The sequence below is a fragment of the Hymenobacter jeollabukensis genome (assembly GCF_005771675.1).
In the GTDB taxonomy this organism is placed as follows: domain Bacteria; phylum Bacteroidota; class Bacteroidia; order Cytophagales; family Hymenobacteraceae; genus Solirubrum; species Solirubrum jeollabukense.
Genome location: NZ_VAJM01000002.1, coordinates 191,977 through 213,603 on the forward strand (window position 1 = coordinate 191,977; position 21,627 = coordinate 213,603).

Below are 21,627 nucleotides of genomic sequence, written 5' to 3' on the forward strand. Positions count from 1 at the left end.
ACCATTTCACCGTCAGCGCGCGTCTTGCCAAACCAGTTGTTCGGCGGTTCGGTTTTTTTCGAAGTCGGGGCATTTACCGTCGCCGCGGCCGGTGATGCCGCCGTCGGGGGCGCAGAGCACGTTGCCCTTGGCGTCGTAGAGGGTGGTGAACTGGTCGCAGCAGGGCGAGGTTTCGTAGTACACCGTCTGGCCCTGGTACTGGTAGCTCAGGATGCGGATGCGCGGGTTTTCGGCCTTAGCGTTCATGTGCGCCTGAATCTTGTCGTCCAGCCACTTGGGTCGGTTGCGCTGGTCGAAGGGAATGTCCTTGACGTTGGTTTCGGGCACCGGCACGTTGGTGGGCGTGGTGGTGGGAGCGGGCGTCGAGGGGTTGGCCGTGGCCCGCGGCTCCGAGGTATCGGTGGGCGTGGTCAGGTCGACGTGGCGGGCGCAGGCACCGGTCCAGAGCAGGGCGGCACAGGCTAAAGCGGCAACGGAGCGCATAGGCTTCAGGCGAGGAAAGGGCGGCAAATGTACAAGCGGCGGGTAGAAGAAATCGACCCGCGCTTACCTTACGGCAGTTTTGCCTACGTAATTCCGCCCCGCATGGCTACTTCCGCCGCCCCCGATCCGCTGCGCCACCTCAGCAAGTTCCTCTCCCTGATTCTGCGCCACCAGCCCCAGCTCATCGGCCTTACCCTCGACGCGGCCGGCTGGGCCGACGTGGACGACCTGCTGCGGCGCCTCAGCCAGCACGGCTACCCCACCGACCGCGCCCAGCTCGAAGCCGTGGTAGCGCAGAGCGACAAGCAGCGCTTCGCCCTTAGCCCCGACGGCCAGCGCATCCGCGCCAACCAGGGCCACTCGGTGCCGGTGGAACTGGGCTACACCCCCCAGACGCCGCCCGAGCTGCTCTACCACGGCACCGCCACCCGCCACCTGGAGGCCATCCGGGCCGAGGGCCTGCGCCGCGGCGAGCGGCACCACGTGCACCTCTCGCCCGACGCCGACACGGCCCGCCGGGTGGGACAGCGCCACGGCAGCCCGGTGGTCCTCACGGTGCGCGCCGGCGACCTGCACCGCCAGGGCCACCCGTTCTTCGTGTCCGATAATGGCGTGTGGCTCACCGAGAGCGTGCCGCCCGGGTTTCTGCAGGAGTAGTTAGTATTGGCTGGCGCCGGTTTAGCGACGAAGGAGCGTAACCGGTGTCTAAGAATAAGGCAGGCTTTCAGCCTGCGCCCGATGCCCAGCCGCGCCTGCCCGACTAATAGAGCAATACGCAGGTTGGAAACCTGCTTGATGTCGGGCACCGGTTACGCAACTTCCAGTTGCTAAACCGGCGCCAGTCAGCCGGCCTACCCGAAAAACACAAACATCAGCGCCAGGGCCACGATGAACACCAGGTACATCAGCCCGTCGGTGAGGATGTACTGCCGGTAGCGGCGGTAAAAGTCGCGGAGACGCTGCATGATAGGAGAGGGGCGGTGCGGCCCCAAAGGTACGCAGCCCGCCCCGCCAGCGGGCCCTGGACGGTGGAATCCCAAGGTTTTCTTCTTACTTTTGAAGATAACGCCGTCCCCACCCATGCTGAAACGTTGGATTCGTAAGCCCGCGCCCGACCCGGAACAGGTCCGCCACCTTTCCGAGGCCCTGCGCGTCAACGAGTCCATTATCAGCCTGCTCTGCCAGCGCGGTATCGGCACCTACGACGAGGCCAAGTCCTACTTCCGCCCCGACCTGGCGGAGCTGCCCGACCCCATGCTCATGCGCGACATGGACCGGGCCGTGCAGCGCCTCACCGACGCGCTCTTCCACGAGGAAAAAGTGCTGGTGTACGGCGACTACGACGTGGACGGCACCACCTCGGTGGCCCTGGTGTACTCCTACCTGCGCACCCTGTTCGGCCCCGCCCGCATCGATTACTACATCCCGGACCGCTACATCGAGGGCTACGGCATTTCGACCATCGGCATCGACTGGGCGGCCAAGAATGGCTACAAGCTCATCGTGGCCCTGGACTGCGGGGTGAAGTCGGTCGACAAAATCAGCTACGCCCGCGAGTTGGGCGTGGACTTCATCGTGTGTGACCACCACCTGCCCGGCGACGAGCTGCCGCCCGCCGTGGCCGTGCTCGACCCCAAGCGCCCCGACTGCCCGTACCCCTACAAGGAGCTGTCGGGCTGCGGCGTGGGCTTCAAGCTGATGCAGGCCCTGTGCCAGAGCCAGGGCTTCGACGAGCAGCCGCTGCTGGAGCTGCTGGACCTGCTGGCCGTCAGCATCGCCGCCGACATCGTGCCCATCACCGGCGAAAACCGCCTGCTGATGTACCACGGGCTGAAACGACTCAACGACCCGGCCATCGAAACGCGGCCGGGGCTGTACGCGCTGCGGCAGCTGGCCGGCCTGCGCGAGGGGCCGCTGAACGTGAGCAGCCTGGTGTTCGGCTTCGCGCCCCGCATCAATGCCGCCGGCCGCCTCGGCGACGCCAAACGCTCGGTGGCCATGCTGCTGAGCGAAACCGCCGAGCAGGCCCTGGCCACTGCCTCGGTGGTCGACCAGACCAACACCGAGCGCCGCGGCTTCGACACGCGCATCACCGAGGAGGCCCTGCACATGATCGAGACGGACGAGCTGCTGCGCAACTCCCGCTCCACGGTGCTCTTCAAGCAGGACTGGCACAAGGGCGTCATCGGCATCGTGGCCTCGCGCTGCCTCGACAAGTACTACCGCCCCACCGTCATCCTCACCGAATCCAACGGCAAGGCCACCGGCTCGGCCCGCTCGGTGGTGGGCTTCGACGTGCACCAGGCCATCGTGGAGTGCTCCGATTTGCTGGAGCAGTACGGCGGGCACATGTACGCGGCGGGCCTCACGCTGCCGCTGGAAAACGTGCCCGAGTTCCGCCGCCGCTTCGAGGCCGTGGTGTCGTCCCGCCTCACCGACGAGCAGATGATTCCGCCGGTCGACATCGACCTGCCGCTGCGCCTGCGCGACGTGACGTGGAGCTTCTACAACCTGCTGCACCAGATGGAGCCCTTCGGCCCCGGCAACAGCAGCCCGGTGTTCGTATCGGAGCAGGTGTACGCGGTGCCCGGTTCGGCCAAGGTCGTGGGCAACTCCCACCTGAAGCTGACCTTGATGCAGGAGGATTCCAGCCCCATCGAGGCCATCGGCTTCGGGCTGGCCGAGCATTTCGTGCGCATCAGCCAGGGCCAGCCGTTCAGCGTGTGCTACAACCTGGACGTGAACGAGTGGCGCGGGCAGAAGTCCCTGCAGCTGCGGCTGAAGGACATCGGCTGGGGCGACGTGGTTCCGTCCGCATCGTAGCGCGAACCGCAGGTCGACACAGTCGACTTTCAGTTCGCGTAGCCTGACGTGTGAGCGTGCGTCGTGTTGGAATACGCGAACTGAAAGTTCGCGCTACATCCGCCTGCGCAGCGCGTCCACGCTCCACGGGCCGGCACCGGCGGCGCTGAGGTATAAGAAGATAAAGCAGAAGAGTACGGCCGACTCGCCGCCGTTCTGAATGGGTAGCGGCGCCTGCGGAAAGTGGGCTTTGAAATATGCCACGGCCATTTCACCGGCCAGCAGAAAGGCCACCGGCCGCGTGAGGAAGCCCAGCAGCAGAAGCAGCCCGCCGCCAAACTCCAGGATGCCGGCCACGCCCATCAGCGACGCCAGCTCCACCGGGCCGTGCTCCCCGGCCGGCACGTTGAACAGTTTCTGCGCGCCGTGCAGCACAAACAGGAAGGCGGCCACGATGCGCAGCACGCTGAGCAGGCGCGGGGCCCAGGTGGCGACGACGGAATCATTGAGGGTAGCCATGAGCGGGGTTGGGCTTGGTTGCTACTGCCCTGCTACGGACTGGTAGTGGTGTGCGTTGGCGACGCGGCTTGGGCTGGCAGCCAGCATCCTCCTTCCATCCATGATATCCAGACGATGTTGCCGTGACATACTAATGTCACGCCGAGGACGATAGTATGTCACGGTCATGACATACTATCGTCCTCTTTTCGGCCTGTGCGAAGCCACCGCAGCCCGTACCGGGTTTTCGCGTCAGTTGGCGGCTGGCCGCTACATTAGCCCGCGGCTTATGCTTCTGCCCATGAAACTGTCCCTATTCGGCGCCGGCTTCGGCGCGCTCGTATCCCTGGCCGCGCAGGCTCAAACGGCCCCGGCCGGCACCTACCGCATCAGCGTCGACACCAAAGCGGTGGCCTCGTCCGATCAGCTGCGCATCGTCGTCAATACCCCGCCGGTGCAGCAGGACCAGGTGACCTACGTGATGCCCAGCGTCATTCCCGGCTCGTACTCGAAGAAGGACTACGGCCGCTTCGTGCAGAACTTTACGGCCTACGACGACAAGGGCAAGAAGCTGAAATTCAAGCGTGAGGGTCAGAACCTGTTCGTCATCGACAAGGCCAAGAAGCTCACCCGCCTGGAATACACCGTCGACGACACCTGGGACGCCAAGCAGGATGAGGGCTACATCTTCCAGCCCGGCGGCACCAACTTCGACGCCTCGCCCCAGCACCCCAATTATGTGCTGAACCACTACGGCCTCTACGGCTACCTCGAAGGCTACAAGATGCTGCCCTACGAGGTGAAGGTGCAGCACGCACCCGAGCTGTACGCCGCCACCGGCCTGCCCGCCCGCCGCACCGGCACCGAGGACACTTTCACGGCCGATTCCTACGTGACCCTGGCCGACGGCCCCATCCTCTACAGCAAGCCCGATACCGTCAGCTTCGTGGCCGGTGGGGCGCGCATCGGGGTGGCGGTGGTGTCGGAAACGGGCAAGGTGCGGGCCCGGCAGGTGGCCGAAACCATGCGGCCCATGGCCGAGGCGCTGGGCCAGTTTTTCGGGCAGATGCCGGTGCCGCGCTACCAGTTTCTGATGTATTTCCCCGATTACCAGACGTCCACGGTGGTCAACCGCCAGACCGGCGGCTTCGGGGCCATGGAGCACTCTTACTCCTCGGTGTACTTCCTGCCCGAGCGCGACGACCAGCAGGCCATGAACGAGATGGTGCTGGAAGTGGCCTCGCACGAGTTTCTGCACATGCTGGCCCCGCTCAACATTCACTCCCGCGAAATCGGCGAGTTTGACTTCCGCGACCCGAAAATGTCGCAGCACCTGTGGCTGTACGAGGGCGTAACGGAGTATTTCGCCCACCTCGTGCAGGTGCAGGCCGGGCTGACTACGGAGGAGCAGTTCCGCAAGACCATGCGCGAAAAGGTGCAGGACGCCAGCAAGTACCCCACCGGCGTATCGTTCACCGAAATGAGCCGGCGCATCCTCGAAAAGCCCTACGACGCGATGTACGAGAACGTGTACAAGAAGGGCGCCCTCATCGGCCTGCTGCTCGATATCCGCATTCAGGAGCTGACCAAGGGCCAGAAGAGCCTGCGCGACGTGCTGCTGACGTTGCGCCAGAAGTACGGCCCCACCCGCTCCTTCGAGGACGCCCAGCTGATTCCGGAGGTCGTGGCCCTCACCCACCCGCAGGTGCAGGAGTTTTTCGACCGCTACGTCATCGGCACCGAGGCACTGCCCCTGCAGGAGTACTTGAGCAAAATCGGCTGGAACTACGCCGACCGCGCCCCGGCCAAGGTGAAGGCCTTCGGGCAGATCGGCTTCGCCTACGACGAGAAAAAGCAGGAGTTCCGGGCCGTGAACGTGAAACCCCAGACCAACGCCTTCGGCCTGCAGCCCGGCGACGTCATTGTGGCCGTCGACGGGCGGCCCGTCACGATGCAGAACGCCGAGCAGCTGCTGCGCCCCCTGGTCGACGAGCCTGCCACCGACGCGGCTGTGCGCCTGACCGTGCGCCGCGGCACGGCCACCACCGAAGCCCAGGGCCAGCCGCGCGAGTACGACGTGGAAATTCCGTTCTATCTGGCGCCCAGCGCCACGCCGACGCCTGAGCAGTTGGCCCTGCGCCAGGCGCTGCTGGGCAAGCGGGGGTAACGAAAGAGGCGGCCCTTTCCTCGAAAAGCCAAGCGAAACGCCTTCACGTCGAAGCCGGTGGCGCGCTGCTCGATAAGCTGGCGGTACGGGTTGGCCTGCCGCAGCACCGAGTCGCGGACGGCGGTAGCCTGATTGATATCGGTAACGGCTTGGGCCTGAGCGAAACGCGGTGGCAAGCTCAGGGACGCCGCCGCAACGGCAACCAGGCAAACTCGGTGAAAGAGCATAAATGTGTTGGACATGCAGTGCAAAAATGGCGTTTGACGCCGTTACAGGGCTATTATTCGTGCCAACTCGACCGCATCAGCTGCCGCGGCCGAGAATGTTAACTTTGCCTGCACATGATCCTGCGCGCCGAACACCTCGTCAAGAAATACAAGCAACGCACCGTCGTCAACGACATGAGCCTGCACGTGGAGCAGGGCGAAATCGTGGGCCTGCTCGGGCCCAACGGCGCGGGCAAAACCACCTCGTTCTACATGACGGTGGGCATGGTGAAGCCCAACGAGGGCCGCATTTTCCTGGACGACGAGGACATTACCTCCCTGCCCATCTACCAGCGCGCCCGCCGCGGCATCGGCTATCTGGCCCAGGAAGCCTCGGTGTTTCGCGACCTGACGGTGGAGGAAAACATCCTCTCGGTGCTGGAAATGACCAACCTGCCCAAGCAGGCCCAGCGCGACAAGGTGGAGGAGCTGCTCAATGAGTTTAGCCTCACCCACGTGCGCAAAAACCTCGGCCGCGTACTTTCGGGCGGGGAGCGGCGCCGCACCGAAATTGCCCGCGCCCTGGCCGTCGACCCCAAGTTCGTGCTCCTCGATGAGCCCTTCGCCGGCGTCGACCCCATTGCCGTGGAGGAAATCCAGGGCATCGTGGCCAAGCTCAAGCACAAGAACATCGGCATCCTCATCACCGACCACAACGTGAACGAGACGCTCAGCATCGTCGACCGCGCCTACCTGCTCTTCGAGGGCAAGCTGCTCAAGGCCGGCACCGCCGAGGAGCTGGCCGCCGACGAGATGGTGCGCCGCGTGTACCTGGGCAAGCACTTCGAGCTGAAGCGAAAGGTCTGACCACGGATTCAGGCGGATTTTTCGGATGTCACGGATTTCGTGGACGATTAATCCGGGGCCAGTGGCTTCGCCTTTTCCAGCCCAAATGCCAGCCCGAAGTCACGGCGTAGGAAAGTGGTAATTTGCCCCAAGAGGCCATACAGCAGCCGGTAGCTGCTCAGCTCCGTATGGATGCTGCTGCCTTAGCTGACGGGAACCGTCCCCAAAATCCGTCTAATCCGAAAAATCCGTCGAATCCGTGGTCATTGATACCCTGCTCACCTGGATGGTCAAGCCCCGCCTCGCCCGGCTGGAGCGCATCCGTACGGAGCCCCACGCCGTGCAGGCCGAGCTGCTGCAGGAGCTGCTGCGCACCGCCCGCCACACCGACTGGGGCCGGCTCTACGGCTACGCCGACGGCCTCTCGGCGCGGGAGCTGGCCCAGCGCGTGCCCGTGAGCAGCTACGAGCAGCTCTACCCATGGATTGAGCGCACCCTGCGCGGGGAGGACGACGTGCTCTGGCCCGGCCGCGTGCAGTGGTTTGCCAAGAGCAGCGGCACCACCAACGCCCGCAGCAAGTACATTCCCGTCACGGCCGCTTCGCTGGAAGACTGCCATTACCGCGCCGGCCGCGACATGGTGGCCGTGGCCCAGACGCTCTACCCCGAAGCCGGCGTGCTGCGCGGCAAGACGCTGGCCCTCGGCGGCTCGCTCAGCCCCAACACCTTCCGCCCCGACGACCCCGCCTCCCACATCGGCGACGTGTCGGCCATCATCATGCACAACCTGCCGGTGTGGGCCGAGTCGCGGCGCACGCCGCCGCTGGAGCTGGCCCTGCTGGGCGAGTGGGAAGAAAAGCTGGAGCGCATGGCCCGGCACGTGCTCACCGAAAACGTGGCCTGCCTGGCCGGCGTGCCCACCTGGATGATCGTGCTGCTGCGGCGCGTGTCGGAGCTGGCGGGCGGGGCGCCCGTCACGGAGGTGTGGCCCAACCTGCGCCTGTTTATGCACGGCGCGGTGGCTTTTGGGCCCTACCGCGAGCTGTTTCGCCAGCTCATCCCCGACGAGCGGATGCGCTACCTGGAAATCTACAACGCTTCCGAGGGCTACCTCGCCTTTCAGGACCAGCCCGACTCCCAGGACCTGCTGCTGCTCCTCGACCACGGCGTGTACTACGAATTCATACCGGTCGAGGAAATCGGGCGGGAGCACCCGCGCACGCTCACCCTGGAAGAAGTGGAAATTGGGCCCATCTACGCCCTGGTCATCAGCACCAACGCCGGCCTCTGGCGCTACCAGATCGGTGACACGGTGCGCTTCACTTCGCTGGCGCCCTACCGCATCCGCATTGCGGGCCGCACCAAGCACTTTCTGAATGCCTTCGGCGAGGAAGTGGTGGTCGAAAACGCCGAAGCCGCCGTGGCCGCCGCCTGCGCCGCCACCGGCGCTCAGGTGCGCGACTATACCGCCGCCCCGGTGTACTTCGGCACCGGTGCCCATTCGCGCGGCGGCCACCAGTGGCTGATCGAATTTGCCCAGCCGCCCCGCGACGAAGCCCAGTTCGTGCAGGTGCTCGACGCAACGCTGCGCCAGCTCAACTCCGACTACGACGCCAAGCGCTACCGCGACCTGGCCCTGCAGCCGCCGGTACTGACGGTGGCGCCGGCGGGCACCTTCGAGCACTGGCTGGCCCGGCGCGGCAAGCTGGGCGGGCAGCACAAGGTGCCGCGCCTGAGTAATTCCCGCGAGCTGCTGGACGAGCTGCTGCGCGAAGCGGCGGAATAATCAACTAAATATTTAGTTTAAGGGCCGAAACGTTAATTTCTGCCCTTTATGCGCCCGCCACTCCCGGTCCTGAGCCTGCTGTTGCTGACCACGGCCTGCACCGCCGTACACCTGCCCGTGGGGTTCTGGTCGCGCAACCAGGCCCGGGCCGACGGCTCCCGCCAGGGCCCCTGGCGCACCTACTACGACGATGCCGATACGCGCCTGGCCACCCGCGGCCACTACCGCCGCGACAAGCCCCGCGGCCACTGGCAGTACTACCGCCCCGACGGCACCCTCGAACACGCCGAGCAGTACCGCCGCCGCCGCATCGACATTCGCTACTACCACCCGAACGGGCAGCTCAGCCGCCGTGGCCAAGCGCGGGTAGTGGTCGAGCCCGACACGGTGCGCTTCTATTGGTATGGCATCTGGCAGCTCTACGACAGCACCGGGCACGAAAGCGGCTGGGAGCTGTATGACAAAGGCTGGCGCGCCGCCCGTGGCACGAAAGGCAGTTGAGCCGGCTTACCGAACGGGAATAACAACCAAAATCAGGGGCGCAGGAAACGCTGATTAGATTAGGAAGATTTAATGCATAATTGTATTTATCTGATGATAAATACATATTAAACTAATTTTGTAGTCAAAAAATCCACGGCGGCGAGTAAAAATTGTTACACGCCATTGGATAAATCATGGTAAAATTTATATATTAGTGCATCCCATCATTCAACCCGCCCGCTCGCTTTGCCTACTCTTACTGTCTCTGAAGCTGCTTCCAAGCCGTACGTTTCGCGTCGGAAGCGGCACCGCCGTCGTCAGGGCGTTAAAGATTTGCTCAGCACTCGTTCGGTACTAGGCCTGCTTGGGCTCTTGGTGCTGGCGCTGCTGATCAGTCTTGGCATCATCGCCACGCAGATTGATTCCTCCCAGCCCGAGGAGGGAGCCGCTATAGCGGCCGACGCGCTGTAAGTCCCAGGTTCCACCCCGCGTATCGGCGGCTCCCTGACCGGAGCCGCCGTCGCTTTTTAGCGGCTTACTCGTCGAAGATGCGGCCAAGGCCACCCAGCACGGTGCCGCTTTCCTTCTGGGCATTAGCCCCATTGGGCATCAGCGCCTGAATCAGCTTCTTCACCGGCATGGACTGCAGCCACACGCGGCCGGTGCCGCGCAGGGTGGCCAGCATCAGCCCCTCGCCGCCGAAAATCATCGACTTGAGGTTGCCGGCGCGGGCAATGCTGAAGTCGATGCCGGGCTCGAAGGCCACCACGCAGCCCGTGTCCACGCGCAGCACCTCGTTGTTGAGGCGCTTCTCGATGACGGTGCCGCCGGCGTGGATAAACGCCTTCCCGTCGCCGGTGAGCTTCTGCAGGATGAACCCTTCGCCCCCGAAGAAGCCCGAGCCGATGCGCTGGTTGAAGTGAATGGAGAGCTTGGTGCCGCGCGCGGCGGCCAGAAAACCGTCCTTCTGCACGATTACGCCCTGGGGCAGGGTGCGCAGGTCCAGCGGCATGATGGTGCCGGGATAGGGCGCCGAGAAGCCTACGTGGGCCTTGCCGTAGCTGCCGGCGTGGCTGAAGTGCGTCATGAACAGCGACTCGCCGGTAATCAGGCGGGTGCCGGCCTGCATCAGCTTGCCGAAAAACCCCTGGTCGGGCTCCGAACCGTCGCCCATGCGGGTGTCCCAGGCAATGGCCTCTTCCATGTAGACCATGGTGCCGGCCTCGGCAATAACGGATTCGCCGGGGTCCAGCTCAATTTCCAGGACCTGGATATCGTGGCCTAAAATGCGGTAGTCGACGTCGTGGGAGTTCATGCGAAGTGGGAGATGAATGACGGCGGCAAGTATAGCGAAGTCGGCAGGAAAAACGCCGCCGGCCGGGCTTTCCGCAGTGGAAAACCCGGCCGGCGGCGCTCAGCTGGCAGCCGGTGCCTTATTCGTCGGTGTCGGGGGCCAGTGGCTCCTCGTCGGCTTTCTTGGGCTTCTTGGCCTCGCGGGAGCTGCGCCGCATGAAGTCCTCGTCGGACTCCTCGGGCTCCTCGGCGCGGCCGTCTTCCACCGGGAAGTCTTCGTCATCTTCGACGGGAACTTCTTCCTCGGTTTTCTCGCCGAACTGCCCGTCGCGGTTCACCAGCTTCTTGTCGCGCACGTGGCGGTTCAAGAACTCGTTGATCTGCTCGATGCTGTAGGTAGAGGTGATTTCGCCCAGCGGATTCACCTTGATTTCAAAGCCTTCCAGCTCTTTGTGAACCCGGGGCTTTTTCTCGGGGTCCTGCTGCTTCTTCTTGACGGGTTTCTTGGCCATGATGCGTCCGTGGCTAAAGGGTGGGGCCGGGAGCGGGCCCGCCGGGCCCGAAAAGCCCGCTGACGCGCCGCACAGCTACCCAACTACGCACGTACTCGGGCTACGGATGCACCGGGTTGCCCAAACGTTTTGGGCGGTGCCGCTCAGGTCCAGTCGCTCATCGGTTTGGACTCAAACAAAACCGCCCGACAGAGAACTGCCGGGCGGTTGGAATCAGAAGCGTAGCCAGCATGCTTTAGCCGGCGTGGGCCGCCAGCGCGGCCACGGCCGCCTGCAGCCGCTCGGCCGTTTCCTGCGGGCCCAGGATGCTCATGATATGCATCAGGTCGGGGCCGGCGCCGGAGCCGGTGACGGCCATGCGCAGCACCTGCAGCACCTGCCCGAGCTTCATGCCCTGGCCTTCGACTACTTGGGTGAGCAGGGCTTTGATGCCGTCGGGAGTGGCGTCGGTGGCCGTGGGCAGCACCGCGGCGAAGGCCGTGAGGGCGGCAGCTACCTGAGCGTTCCACTTCTTGCTCACGATCTGCTCGTCGTAGCTGATGGGGCGGTGGAAGAACAGCCGGGCTTCGCGGGCCAGATCGGCCGGGAAAGTGGCGCGCTCCTTCACCAGGCCGGCAATCTGCTCCAGCCGCTCAGTGGGCATATCCACACCAATGCCCTGCTCGTTCAGCTCCGTCAGCAGGTACTGGGCCAGCTCGGCGTCGGGCTTGGCGCGCAGGTACTGCTCGTTGTACCAGCGCACCTTGTTCTGGTCGAAGCGGGCCGGCGACTTGCTCACGCGCTCAATCGAGAAGGCCTCAATCAGCTCCGGCATCGAGAAGATTTCCTGCGTGGTGCCGGGGTTCCAGCCCAGGAAGGCGAGGAAGTTGATGAAGGCCTCGGGCAGGTAGCCCGACTCGCGGTAGCCGCTGCTCACGGTCGGCTCGCCGGTTTCGGCGTCCTTGCCGTGAAATTCCAGCGGGAATACCGGGAAGCCCAGCTTGTCCCCGTCGCGCTTCGAGAGCTTGCCGGTGCCGTCGGGCTTCAGGAGCAGGGGCAGGTGGGCAAACTGCGGCATGGTATCTTCCCAGCCCAGGTAGCGGTACAGCAGCACGTGCAGCGGGGCCGAGGGCAGCCACTCCTCGCCGCGAATCACGTGGGTAATTTCCATCAGGTGGTCGTCCACGATGTTGGCCAGGTGATAGGTCGGCATACCGTCCGACTTCATCAGCACCTTGTCGTCGATGCTGGACGAATGCACCACCACCCAGCCGCGGATCAGGTCGTTGAAGCGCACTTCTTCCTTGCGCGGCACCTTCAGGCGGATGACGTAGGGCGCGCCGGCGTCGAGCAGCTGCTTTACTTCTTCCTCAGGCAGCGTCAGCGAGTTGCGCATCTGGGCGCGGGTGATGCTGTTGTACTGCGGGTTGGGGACCTTGGCGGCCGTCAGGCGGGCGCGCATGGCGTCCAGCTCCTCGGGCGTATCGAAGGCGTAGTAGGCGTAGCCGTCCCGGATGAGCTGGTCGGCGTACTGGCGGTACATGGGCTTCCGCTCACTCTGGCGGTAGGGCGCGTGCGGGCCGCCCTGCTCGATGCCCTCGTCAATCTCGATGCCGCACCAGCGCAACGAGTCCATGATGTACTGCTCGGCGCCGGGCACGAAGCGGTTCTGGTCGGTGTCTTCGATGCGCAGCAGCATCTTGCCGCCCAGCTTGCGGGCCAGCAGGTAGTTGTAGAGCGCAGTGCGCACGCCGCCGATGTGCAGCGGCCCGGTCGGACTGGGCGCAAAACGCACCCGAACTTCTCTTTCCATACGAAACGACAATTTCGGACCCCGGCTAACTGCCCGGGCCCAAACGCGGCGCAAAGGTACGGAAAGGTGAGTAGGCGAGGTGGTGAAATGGTGAGTTTTGATATTCCAGCCTGCAGAACATCACTCACCATTTCACCACCTCACCTACTTCACCGCAATGCACGAAATTTCCACCAGCACGTCCTTGGGCAGGCGGCTGACTTCCACCGTTTCGCGGGCGGGGTAAGGGCCCTGGCCGAAGTAGGAGCCGTAGATTTCGTTGATGGTGCCGAAGTGCCCGAGGTCTTTCACGAAGATGCTGCACTTCACCACGTCTGGCAGCGCGTAGCCGCCCGCGGCCAGCACGGCCTGCACGTTGCGCATCACCTGATGCGTCTGGGCCTGCACGTCGCCCTCGCCGATGAGCTGCCCGCCCGAGGCGTCCAGCGCAATCTGGCCCGAGACGTAGATGGTGTTGCCGGCCTGCACGGCCTGGCTGTAGGGCCCGATGGGCGCGGGGGCCTCGGGCGAGTTGATGATGACGTTTGCCATGGGGAAAAAGGGGAGCGGGCCGCGAAGCCCTAATTTGCGGGCCGAACTTAGCCAAAACCATGCACCTGCTCATCCTCGACGGCGCCCACCTCGAAGCCGAATTCCGCTGGAAGTTCGGTTCCGCGCACCAGTATTCCTTCGTGCCTGCTACCGCCGGCCGCCTCGTCGACGAAATCGAGGAGGCCATGCCCCTGCTCGACGACGCGCTGCCCACCGCCGACGTGGTCTTCGATTTCGGCAACTACGGCCCGCTTTACGAGGAGAAGGAGGGCATCGTAGTCTTCCTGGAAGCCGCCACCGAGTCGCTGGCCGGCCGCTTCGGCAGCGCCGCCCCCGCTTACCCTGTGTTCGGTTTCTGCGGCCTGCCCACGCTGCTCAACCACCCCCTGCTTGAAGTCAGCCTCTACCACGACGCCGACGCCGACCAGCTGACCGATATATGCGCCCGCCTCGACACGGCCCACTGCCTGGTAGCCGACCGCGTAGGCCTGTTTACACCGCGCCTGCTGGCCCTGAGCGTCAACGAGGTCTGCTTTGCCCTGCAGGAAGGATTAGTCGGCTCCTCGGTCGCCGGGATGGCGCTGGAGTCCGTCTTCGGCAACCTGCTGGCCCAGGCCAACGCCGTCGGCGTCGGCCGCATTCACGAGGTGCTCAGCGCGCTCTGGGACGACACCCACGACCCGCGCTACCAAGTGTGCCCGCTGCTCAAGCGCATGGCCCTGCGCGGCGAATCGTTCGACGTGTAGCGCCGCGGTTCCAACCGTAGCAAGCACAAAAAAGCCGCTTCGGGTTACCGAAGCGGCTTTTTCTATGTTCAGTGGCCAGCCGAAGCTTATTCCACCGTTACCGATTTGGCCAGGTTGCGGGGCTGGTCCACGTTGCAGCCGCGCAGCACCGCAATGTGGTACGAGAGCAGCTGCAGCGGAATCACCGACACCAGCGGCGTCAGCGCCTCCGAGGTGTAGGGCACTTCCACCACGAACTCGGCCATCGACGGGATGGTCGTGTCGCCTTCGCTCACCACGGCGATGATGCGGCCTTTGCGGGCCTTCACTTCCTGGATGTTCGACACGATTTTCTCGTACGAGCTGTCGCGCGTGGCAATGACCACCACTGGCATGTTCTCGTCGATCAGGGCGATGGGGCCGTGCTTCATTTCGGCCGCAGGGTAACCCTCGGCATGGATGTAGCTGATTTCCTTGAGCTTCAGCGCGCCTTCCAAGGCCACCGGGAAGTTGTAGCCGCGACCCAGGTACAGGAAGTTGGTGGCGTCCTTGAAGATTTCGGCAATCTGCTTAATCTCGGTGTCCAGCTCCAGCGCCTTTTCCACTTTCTGCGGAATGGTATGCAGCTCCATCATCAGCTCGCGCAGCTTCTGGTCGGACAGCGTGCCGCGGCGGTGGCCCACAATCATGGCCAGCAGCGTCAGCACCGTCACCTGGGCCGTGAAGGCCTTGGTCGAGGCCACCCCGATTTCCGGGCCGGCGTGGGTGTATGCACCAGCGTCGGTAGCGCGGGCAATGCTCGAGCCCACCACGTTGCAGATGCCGAAGATGGTAGCGCCCTTGCTCTTGGCCAGCTCAATGGCGGCCAGGGTGTCGGCCGTTTCCCCCGACTGCGAAATAGCAATAACGATGTCGCGCTCCGACAGCACTGGGTTGCGGTAGCGGAACTCCGAGGCGTACTCCACTTCCACCGGGATGCGCGCCAGGTCTTCCAGCAGGTACTCGGCCACCAGGCCGGCGTGCCAGCTCGTGCCGCAGGCCACGATGATGATGCGCTGCGCGTTCAGGAACTTCTGCTCGAAGGCCCGTACGCCGCCCATGTTCAGGTGCGAAGCTTCCAGCTCCAAGCGGCCGCGCATCGAATCCAGAATCGACTTCGGCTGCTCGAAGATTTCCTTCAGCATGAAGTGCTCATAGCCGCCCTTCTCGATGCTGTCGAGCTCCAGCTCCAGCTTCTGAATGTAGGGCGTCTGCTGCACGTCTTCCTTGCTGCGCAGCTCGAGCTTCCCGTCGCGGATGACGGCAATTTCGTAGTCATTCACGTACACCACTTCGTTGGTGTACTCGATGATGGGCGTCGCGTCGGAAGCCAGGAAAAACTCGTCCTGCCCCACGCCGATAACCAGGGGCGAGCCTTTGCGGGCCGCAATCAGCTGGTTCGGCGAGTCTTTGCTGATAACCACGATGGCGTAGGCGCCCACTACTTCGTGCAGAGCCAGGCGCACGGCTTCTTCCAGCGAGCAGGCGTTCTGCTTCTGGATTTCCTCGATCAGGTTGACGAATACCTCCGTGTCGGTGTCGGAATGAAACTCGTGGCCCTGCAGCTGCAGGTGCTTTTTCAGCGCCGCGTAGTTTTCGATGATGCCGTTGTGAATGATGGCAATGCGCTCCGACGTGGAGTAGTGCGGGTGAGCGTTGACGTCGTTCGGCTCGCCGTGGGTGGCCCAGCGGGTGTGGCCCATGCCCACGTGCGCGTGCACGTTTTTGTCGGCAATAAACGCTTCCAGCTCGGCCACTTTGCCTTTCTTTTTGAAAACGTTCAGCTCACCGTTGAGCAGGGCAATGCCCGCCGAATCGTACCCGCGGTACTCCAAACGGTGCAGGCCTTTCAGAATGATGGGACAGGCCTCACGGTGTCCGATGTAAGCTACTATTCCGCACATACGGGGTCAGGGAAAGTAAAAAGTCTGGGAAATGGAAAGGCCGGCCCGGGGCAAAACCCGGGCCAGACTGCAAAAGTAAGACTAGCGCGCCGTTGTCTTGGAGTAGTATACGCGCAGCTTAATATTCGACGCGTCAAGGGCGGCCCGATCCAGCGACAACTCGCCACCAGTGCGCCGCCGCGTAGGCGAGAGCAACAACGCTGAGGGCAACGGTTCAGGCAGCTGATTCTTGGCGTAGGCCTGTACGTAGCTCGTCAGCAACGCGCTGTAATACTGGGTGGTCGCGTTGGCTTCGGTGATGGGTATAGCCAACGGCCGGCCAGCCGTGGGCGCCAGAAAACCTTCTTGCTGCACCAAGCGCTCCAGTGGGTTTACCCCGTTCTGGAAGATCAGTACGCGGTTGTTGGCGTTGTTGGCCTCGAACAGAAACAGCTGCGCAGGAGCCACAAACTGCGCCGTGCTATATGGCTTCACCGGAATAATCAGCTCCGCCCGGTTGATAATCAGGTTGCTCTGCGCCTGCCGCTGCCGCAGCACGTCCAAGCCCGGAATGACGAGCTTGGTAGTCAGGCCGGTGCCGTCCTGGGTATAAACAGTCTGGTCGGACGCCGCCGCCGGAACCGAGGCCAAGCCGTTGCTCTGCAGTACATTGAAGGGCGAGCCGGGCGTGTTCAGCGTATACCGGATGTTGGTGAAGTAGCGCGGCGACGAGGCCACCTGGTTCGGGTCACCATACAGGATGCGGTACACCTTGCGCTTGCGGTTGCGCACGCTCTGATTGGTGCCGTAAGGCAAGTGGTAGTACACGTACACTGCCGATGCCTGCGAGCGGTTGAAGCCCAGGGCAGTGCCTTGCGTGGTGGCCGAAATGGCCATGCCATTCCATACCGTGTGCAAATCCGCGTCCGAAAGCCGCACCGTGGTGGTGGTGAGCATTTTAGCGAACAGCTGCCGCGCAAACACCGTCTGGTTCAGCGTGTCGGTCGACAGCGGAATCCGCAGTGGGCGCAGCGTCACGCTATCCAGCGTACCGGCTTGATTCCGGATCGTGCTGTTCAGCTTCACCGCCTTATCGGTGATAATCGGCGCGCCCAGTGGCACCTCGCTGGTGGAATTGTAGGTCGTGAAGTCGTCCAGCGGCCGTTGCAGGTCGTGCACGCTCAGGCGCAGCGGCGCGGTGGCGCTGCCGTACACGCGGTCGAAGCTGGCCAGTACGACCACCGAATCCAGCTTGGGATTCTGCGAAGCATACTGCGAGGGCAGCGAGTCGGCAGACGCCGCTACTTCCAGGAAAGCCCGGGCCTGCAGCAGTGCGCCGGTGTTGCCATCGGGCAGCTGGCCCACCAGGAAGTGGTCCTTCTGCGTGGAGGACAGCGAATCCTGCCGGATGGTCGAGGCCGTCACCGGAAATTCCTCGAACGCGGTTTCGATGGGCGTGGTGCCCGGCAGGTCGACGCCCAGCTCGTTGGTATCCTCGCACGAAGCGAGCGAAAACAATGCGGACGTCAACAGCAGGGCCATTGACGTCCGGACGGAAAACAGCCTAGTTGGCCAATTCATTATACAGCGCGTAGTAAGAGCTCAGCAGGTTCTCATCATCAGCCACTTGGCCGAGATTGTGGCGGGTGGCGTACTCCTGAAACAGGGCATTCAGGTTGTCGCTGAAGTCCTCGTCGGAACGCACCACGGCATCGGCGTACTCCATGCCGATTTTCACGAAGCCGGCGAAGTCGGCCGATTCCAGGGCGGCCAGCATCGAGTCGTCGATGTCGAGCATCTTCGCCTTTTCGATGATGTTGCCCTCGAATTTGTGGTCGAACTCGTTGTTGTAGACCGTGAAAATCGACTTGGCGTCCTTGAAAATCGGGTCCTTCTTGTAGGTCGTTTTCAGGTACAGGGGCATCAGGCCCGTCATCCAGTCATTGCAGTGCACGATATCCGGCGACCAGCCGAGCTTCTTCACCGTTTCGAGCACGCCCTTGCAGAAGAAGATGGCCCGCTCGTCGTTGTCGGCGTGGAACTGGTCGTTTTTGTCGCGCAGCACCGATTTGCGGTGGAAGTAGTCCTCGTTGTCGATGAAGTACACCTGCAGCTTGGCGTTCGGAATCGAAGCGACCTTGATAATCAGCGGCTTCTCGTCTTCACCCACGGCGATGTTGATGCCGGAGAGACGCACGACTTCGTGCAGGCGGTTCTTCCGTTCGTTGATGATGCCGAAGCGGGGCACGAAAATGCGGATTTCCATCCCCATTTCCTGCATACCTTGGGGCAGGCGCCGCAGGAACTCCGCTACCCGGGTCGTTTGCAGAAACGGGTTGATTTCCGTGGCAGCGTAGAGGATTCTCAGCTTCGACATACGGGGGGAATCGAGAGGTTAAAAGAGGGGTACACCATTGGCTGCACAAAATTAAACAATTTTGCCCGATAAATCCATTATACTCCCCCCGGAACTTCCGGGGGCGTCTCGCTGACATGGAGATACTTGAAACCGCCGCCGCGTTGCAAACCCTCACCGAAACCTGGCGCCGGGAGGGCCGCCGCATCGGCTTTGTGCCCACCATGGGCGCCCTGCACGAGGGGCATTTACAGCTCGTGCGCACCGCCGCGGCCGAAAACGACGTAGTCGTGGTCAGCATCTTCGTCAACCCGACGCAGTTCAACAACGCGGACGACTTTAAATTCTATCCCCGTACCCTCGAATCGGACGCGGCGTTGCTGCAGGGCACCGGCGCCACGGTGATTTTTGCGCCCTCGGTGGAGCAGATGTACCCCCGGACCAGCGTGGTGCGCTTCGATTTCGGGCCGCTGGAGCGGGTGATGGAAGGCGCCAAGCGCCCCGGGCACTTCAACGGGGTGGCCACGGTGGTGAGCAAGCTGTTTCACCTCAGCCGCCCGCACCAGGCCTACTTCGGGCAGAAGGACTGGCAGCAGGTGGCCGTGGTGCAGCAGCTGCTGGCCGATTTGAGCTTCGATCTGAAGCTCGTCAGCTGCCCCACGATTCGGGAGGAGGACGGGCTGGCTATGTCGTCGCGCAACCGGCGCCTGCGCCCGGAAGCCCGCGCCGTGGCCCCGCGCCTGTACGAGGCCCTACAGCTGACGGCCGCGGCCCTGCGCGAAGGTCTCTCGCCGGGCGAGGCCCAGCAGAAGGGCGCCGAATGGCTGCAGCAGTTTCCCGACATCGAGCTGGAGTATCTGGAAGTAGCCGATGCGCAAACCCTGCAGCCGGCCTGGGCGGGCCCCTCGGCCGAGCAGCCGCTGGTTATCTGCCTGGCCGCGTGGCTGGGCGGGGTACGCCTCATCGACAACGTGCTGGTCGACGGTGAATGAGCAACGTGGTGAATGAGTGAGTTGCGCGTAGAAAGGCTTATTGGCAAGAAAGCAGTCGGCAGAAAATCAGACATTTGATTTGCTGTTGTCCATTCGCCGATCCACTTCATTCAGTCACTCAATCACTCATTCACCGTTCGTATCTTTGCGGCCCAAAATCACCCGCCCGCTTTTGCCATGCACATCGAGGTCCTCAAATCGAAAATTCACCGCGTCAAAGTCACGCAGGCGGAGCTGCACTACGTGGGCAGCATCACCATCGACGAGGACCTGCTCGACGCGGCCAACATGGTGGAAAACGAGAAGGTGACGGTGGTGAACGTGAACAACGGCGAGCGGCTCGAAACCTACACCATCAAGGGCGAGCGGGGTACCGGCATGATCTGCCTGAATGGACCGGCCGCCCGGCGCGCCGCCGTTGGCGACATCATCATCATCATTTCCTACGGCTTCGTCGACTTCGCCGAGGCCCGGGCGCACCAGCCCACCGTGATATTTCCTGACCAGCACAACCGGCTGGTTTAACGCGTAGATTTCCCAACAAGCCAACGACCCGAGTCGTTGGCTTTCTTATGCAACATCGATAGCCGCGCCGTGCTCATGGGTAAGAAAATACTGAATATCCTCAAATACGCCCTGTTGCTGGCCTTTTCGGGTGCGCTGATGGTGTATGCCGTGCGCGGGCAAGACCTGAGCCGCATCGGGCAATACATGCGCGAGGCCAACTACTTCTGGATGGGCCTGACCATGATTCTGTCGGCGCTGGGCTACTTCAGCCGGGGCTACCGCTGGAAGATGCAGCTCGACGCGGCGGGTCAGAAGGCGGGGTTCTGGGACGTGTACCACGCCATGATGGTGGGCTACCTGGCCAACCTGGTGCTGCCGCGCATGGGCGAGGTCATCCGCTGCTCGGTGCTGCGGCGCAACGGCGGCGTGCCGGTGCAGGTGGCGCTGGGCTCGGTCATCACCGAACGTGTCATCGACGTGCTGATCTTGTTCAGCCTGCTGGGCGCTACGCTGATGCTGGACTTCAACAAGTTCTGGGCTTTCACCGTCGACAAAATCCTGGGCGGCGGGGCGGCCGTCGATGCCATGGCCCGCAACCGCACGCCGCTGCTCATTGCGGCCGGCATTGCGGTATTGCTGGGCCTGAGCGTGCTGTGGGCACTGGTGCGCAACCTGGAGCGCCTGCGGCAGAACGCGCTGTTCAACAAGCTGTTCAACTTCCTGAGCGGGCTGCTGGCCGGCGTGTTCAGCATCCGCCGCATCGAGCACAAGTGGCTGTTCCTGTTCCACACGTTCTTCACCTGGCTGGTGTACTTCCTGATGGATTACCTGGCCTTCTTCGCCTTTCCCGAAACCTACAACCTGGGCTGGCGCGCGGGCCTCGCGGCCCTCACGTTTGGGGCCGTGGGCATGGCCGCGCCGGTATCGGGCGGCATCGGCACCTTCCACCTGCTGGTGCAGAGCATCCTGCTGGCCTTTGGCATTTCGCCCGAAGCCGGCATTGCCTACGCCCTGGTGGTGCACGGCGCCCAGACGCTGCTGGTGGTGCTCATGGGCGGCATCAGCTTCGCCATCAGCATGCTGAAGACCGGCAAGGGCCTGCGTGGCCTCACCGACGAGCCCATTCTCGACGAAACCACCGTGGCCGCCAATGTGGAGTAAAGACAAAATCCTGACCCGCGAGCAGCTGCCCGCCGTGCTCGACGTCTGGCGGGAGCACGGCCGCCGCATCGTCTTCACCAACGGCTGCTTCGACCTGCTGCACCTGGGCCACGTCGACTACCTCGAAAAGGCTCGCGCCCTGGGCGACGCCCTCGTGGTGGGCCTGAATACCGACCAATCTGTCAGTCGCTTGAAGCCCGGCCGGCCGCTTCAGGACGAAGTGTCACGCGCCCGGGTGCTGGCCTCGCTTTTGTTCGTGGATGCGGTAGTGCTGTTCGACGAGCCGACCCCGCTGGAACTCATTGAGCTGGTGCGGCCCGAAGTGCTGGTGAAGGGCGACGATTACGCCATCAGCGGAATCGTGGGCCACGAACTGGTGTTAGCCAACGGGGGGCAGGTGCTCACCGTACCCCTGGTGACTGGCTACAGCACCACGCGCATCGTGGAGCGCGTGCGCCAGACGCTCGGCGACTCGTCGGGCGGGTAAGAGGAGGAGAGAGGAACGACCGGTTTCTTAGCTCCCCGCTCGGGCGCGAAGACTCCACTGGTTTTTCAATCTCTCAAC

General features: G+C 63.4%; 21 protein-coding genes. 12 read left to right on the top strand and 9 right to left on the bottom strand.

Translation table 11 applies throughout. The features are described 5' to 3' along the window. Positions 1-12 precede the first annotated feature (12 nt). A complete protein-coding gene (locus tag FDY95_RS04880; RefSeq protein ID WP_138075610.1) occupies positions 13-483 on the bottom strand; it encodes a DUF6970 domain-containing protein in 471 nt (156 codons plus the stop codon). Between the two features lie 102 nt (positions 484-585). Between FDY95_RS04880 and FDY95_RS04885 the strand changes: the two genes are divergently transcribed. Continuing rightward, positions 586-1,140, top strand: coding sequence for an RNA 2'-phosphotransferase (locus FDY95_RS04885; protein ID WP_138075611.1), 555 nt, complete (start codon positions 586-588; stop codon positions 1,138-1,140). Between the two features lie 423 nt (positions 1,141-1,563). Next, a complete protein-coding gene (gene recJ / locus FDY95_RS04890; protein WP_138075612.1) occupies positions 1,564-3,306 on the top strand; it encodes a single-stranded-DNA-specific exonuclease RecJ in 1,743 nt (580 codons plus the stop codon). A 93-nt stretch (positions 3,307-3,399) separates the two neighbouring features. On the opposite strand, the gene FDY95_RS04895 is transcribed toward recJ, so the two are convergent. Continuing rightward, the gene (locus tag FDY95_RS04895; protein ID WP_138075613.1) at positions 3,400-3,804 is read right to left on the bottom strand and encodes a DoxX family protein; all 405 of its coding nucleotides are present in this window, start codon (positions 3,802-3,804) and stop codon (positions 3,400-3,402) included. Between the two features lie 280 nt (positions 3,805-4,084). Here FDY95_RS04895 and FDY95_RS04900 point away from each other — a divergent pair, with 280 nt between their 5' ends. From FDY95_RS04900 to FDY95_RS04920, 5 genes are all read left to right on the top strand, one after another. Continuing rightward, positions 4,085-5,950 (top strand): M61 family metallopeptidase, encoded by a 1,866-nt coding sequence (locus tag FDY95_RS04900; RefSeq protein WP_171025536.1) that lies wholly within the window; start codon positions 4,085-4,087, stop codon positions 5,948-5,950. A gap of 341 nt (positions 5,951-6,291) precedes the next feature. Continuing rightward, complete coding sequence (lptB, locus tag FDY95_RS04905) at positions 6,292-7,023, top strand: LPS export ABC transporter ATP-binding protein (RefSeq protein WP_138075615.1); 732 nt, start codon at positions 6,292-6,294, stop codon at positions 7,021-7,023. Between the two features lie 265 nt (positions 7,024-7,288). Further along, positions 7,289-8,788 (top strand): GH3 auxin-responsive promoter family protein, encoded by a 1,500-nt coding sequence (locus tag FDY95_RS04910; protein WP_138076232.1) that lies wholly within the window; start codon positions 7,289-7,291, stop codon positions 8,786-8,788. A 48-nt stretch (positions 8,789-8,836) separates the two neighbouring features. Beyond that, complete coding sequence (locus FDY95_RS04915; protein WP_138075616.1) at positions 8,837-9,289, top strand: toxin-antitoxin system YwqK family antitoxin; 453 nt, start codon at positions 8,837-8,839, stop codon at positions 9,287-9,289. A 228-nt stretch (positions 9,290-9,517) separates the two neighbouring features. Next, the gene (locus FDY95_RS04920) at positions 9,518-9,742 is read left to right on the top strand and encodes a hypothetical protein (RefSeq protein ID WP_138075617.1); all 225 of its coding nucleotides are present in this window, start codon (positions 9,518-9,520) and stop codon (positions 9,740-9,742) included. Between the two features lie 64 nt (positions 9,743-9,806). On the opposite strand, the gene FDY95_RS04925 is transcribed toward FDY95_RS04920, so the two are convergent. The 4 genes from FDY95_RS04925 to FDY95_RS04940 all read right to left on the bottom strand — a co-directional run bounded on the left by FDY95_RS04925 (position 9,807) and on the right by FDY95_RS04940 (position 13,399). Then, positions 9,807-10,586: a TIGR00266 family protein gene (locus FDY95_RS04925; RefSeq protein WP_138075618.1), complete on the bottom strand. Its 780-nt coding sequence runs from the start codon at positions 10,584-10,586 to the stop codon at positions 9,807-9,809. Between the two features lie 118 nt (positions 10,587-10,704). After that, a complete protein-coding gene (locus FDY95_RS26560) occupies positions 10,705-11,076 on the bottom strand; it encodes a hypothetical protein (RefSeq protein WP_212744858.1) in 372 nt (123 codons plus the stop codon). 235 nt (positions 11,077-11,311) lie between these two features. Next, positions 11,312-12,868, bottom strand: coding sequence for a glutamate--tRNA ligase (gene gltX / locus FDY95_RS04935; RefSeq protein ID WP_138075619.1), 1,557 nt, complete (start codon positions 12,866-12,868; stop codon positions 11,312-11,314). Positions 12,869-13,012: 144 nt separating this feature from the next. Next, positions 13,013-13,399, bottom strand: a complete 387-nt coding sequence (locus FDY95_RS04940) for a RidA family protein (protein WP_138075620.1) — start codon at positions 13,397-13,399, stop codon at positions 13,013-13,015. Positions 13,400-13,458: 59 nt separating this feature from the next. Here FDY95_RS04940 and FDY95_RS04945 point away from each other — a divergent pair, with 59 nt between their 5' ends. Beyond that, positions 13,459-14,145, top strand: a complete 687-nt coding sequence (locus FDY95_RS04945; protein ID WP_138075621.1) for a 3-hydroxyacyl-CoA dehydrogenase — start codon at positions 13,459-13,461, stop codon at positions 14,143-14,145. An 86-nt stretch (positions 14,146-14,231) separates the two neighbouring features. Here FDY95_RS04945 and glmS read toward each other — a convergent pair whose 3' ends face one another. The 3 genes from glmS to FDY95_RS04960 form a co-directional block, all read right to left on the bottom strand. Then, complete coding sequence (gene glmS, locus FDY95_RS04950; RefSeq protein ID WP_138075622.1) at positions 14,232-16,067, bottom strand: glutamine--fructose-6-phosphate transaminase (isomerizing); 1,836 nt, start codon at positions 16,065-16,067, stop codon at positions 14,232-14,234. Positions 16,068-16,148: 81 nt separating this feature from the next. Then, the gene (locus FDY95_RS04955) at positions 16,149-17,588 is read right to left on the bottom strand and encodes a DUF4270 family protein (RefSeq protein WP_171025537.1); all 1,440 of its coding nucleotides are present in this window, start codon (positions 17,586-17,588) and stop codon (positions 16,149-16,151) included. Between the two features lie 22 nt (positions 17,589-17,610). Then, entirely contained in the window at positions 17,611-18,423 is an 813-nt protein-coding gene (locus FDY95_RS04960) for a glycogen/starch synthase (RefSeq protein WP_111479465.1), read from the bottom strand. A 116-nt stretch (positions 18,424-18,539) separates the two neighbouring features. Between FDY95_RS04960 and panC the strand changes: the two genes are divergently transcribed. The 4 genes from panC (at position 18,540) to rfaE2 (ending at position 21,549) form a co-directional block, all read left to right on the top strand. Beyond that, positions 18,540-19,394, top strand: coding sequence for a pantoate--beta-alanine ligase (panC, locus tag FDY95_RS04965; RefSeq protein ID WP_138075624.1), 855 nt, complete (start codon positions 18,540-18,542; stop codon positions 19,392-19,394). A 177-nt stretch (positions 19,395-19,571) separates the two neighbouring features. Then, the gene (panD, locus tag FDY95_RS04970) at positions 19,572-19,919 is read left to right on the top strand and encodes an aspartate 1-decarboxylase (RefSeq protein WP_138075625.1); all 348 of its coding nucleotides are present in this window, start codon (positions 19,572-19,574) and stop codon (positions 19,917-19,919) included. A gap of 75 nt (positions 19,920-19,994) precedes the next feature. Then, a complete protein-coding gene (locus FDY95_RS04975; protein WP_138075626.1) occupies positions 19,995-21,062 on the top strand; it encodes a lysylphosphatidylglycerol synthase transmembrane domain-containing protein in 1,068 nt (355 codons plus the stop codon). Further along, positions 21,052-21,549 carry a D-glycero-beta-D-manno-heptose 1-phosphate adenylyltransferase gene (rfaE2, locus tag FDY95_RS04980; RefSeq protein WP_138075627.1) on the top strand — a complete coding sequence of 166 codons (498 nt, stop codon included), beginning with the start codon at positions 21,052-21,054 and terminating at the stop codon, positions 21,547-21,549. Before FDY95_RS04975 ends, rfaE2 begins: the two co-directional genes overlap by 11 nt. Positions 21,550-21,627: the final 78 nt, after the last annotated feature.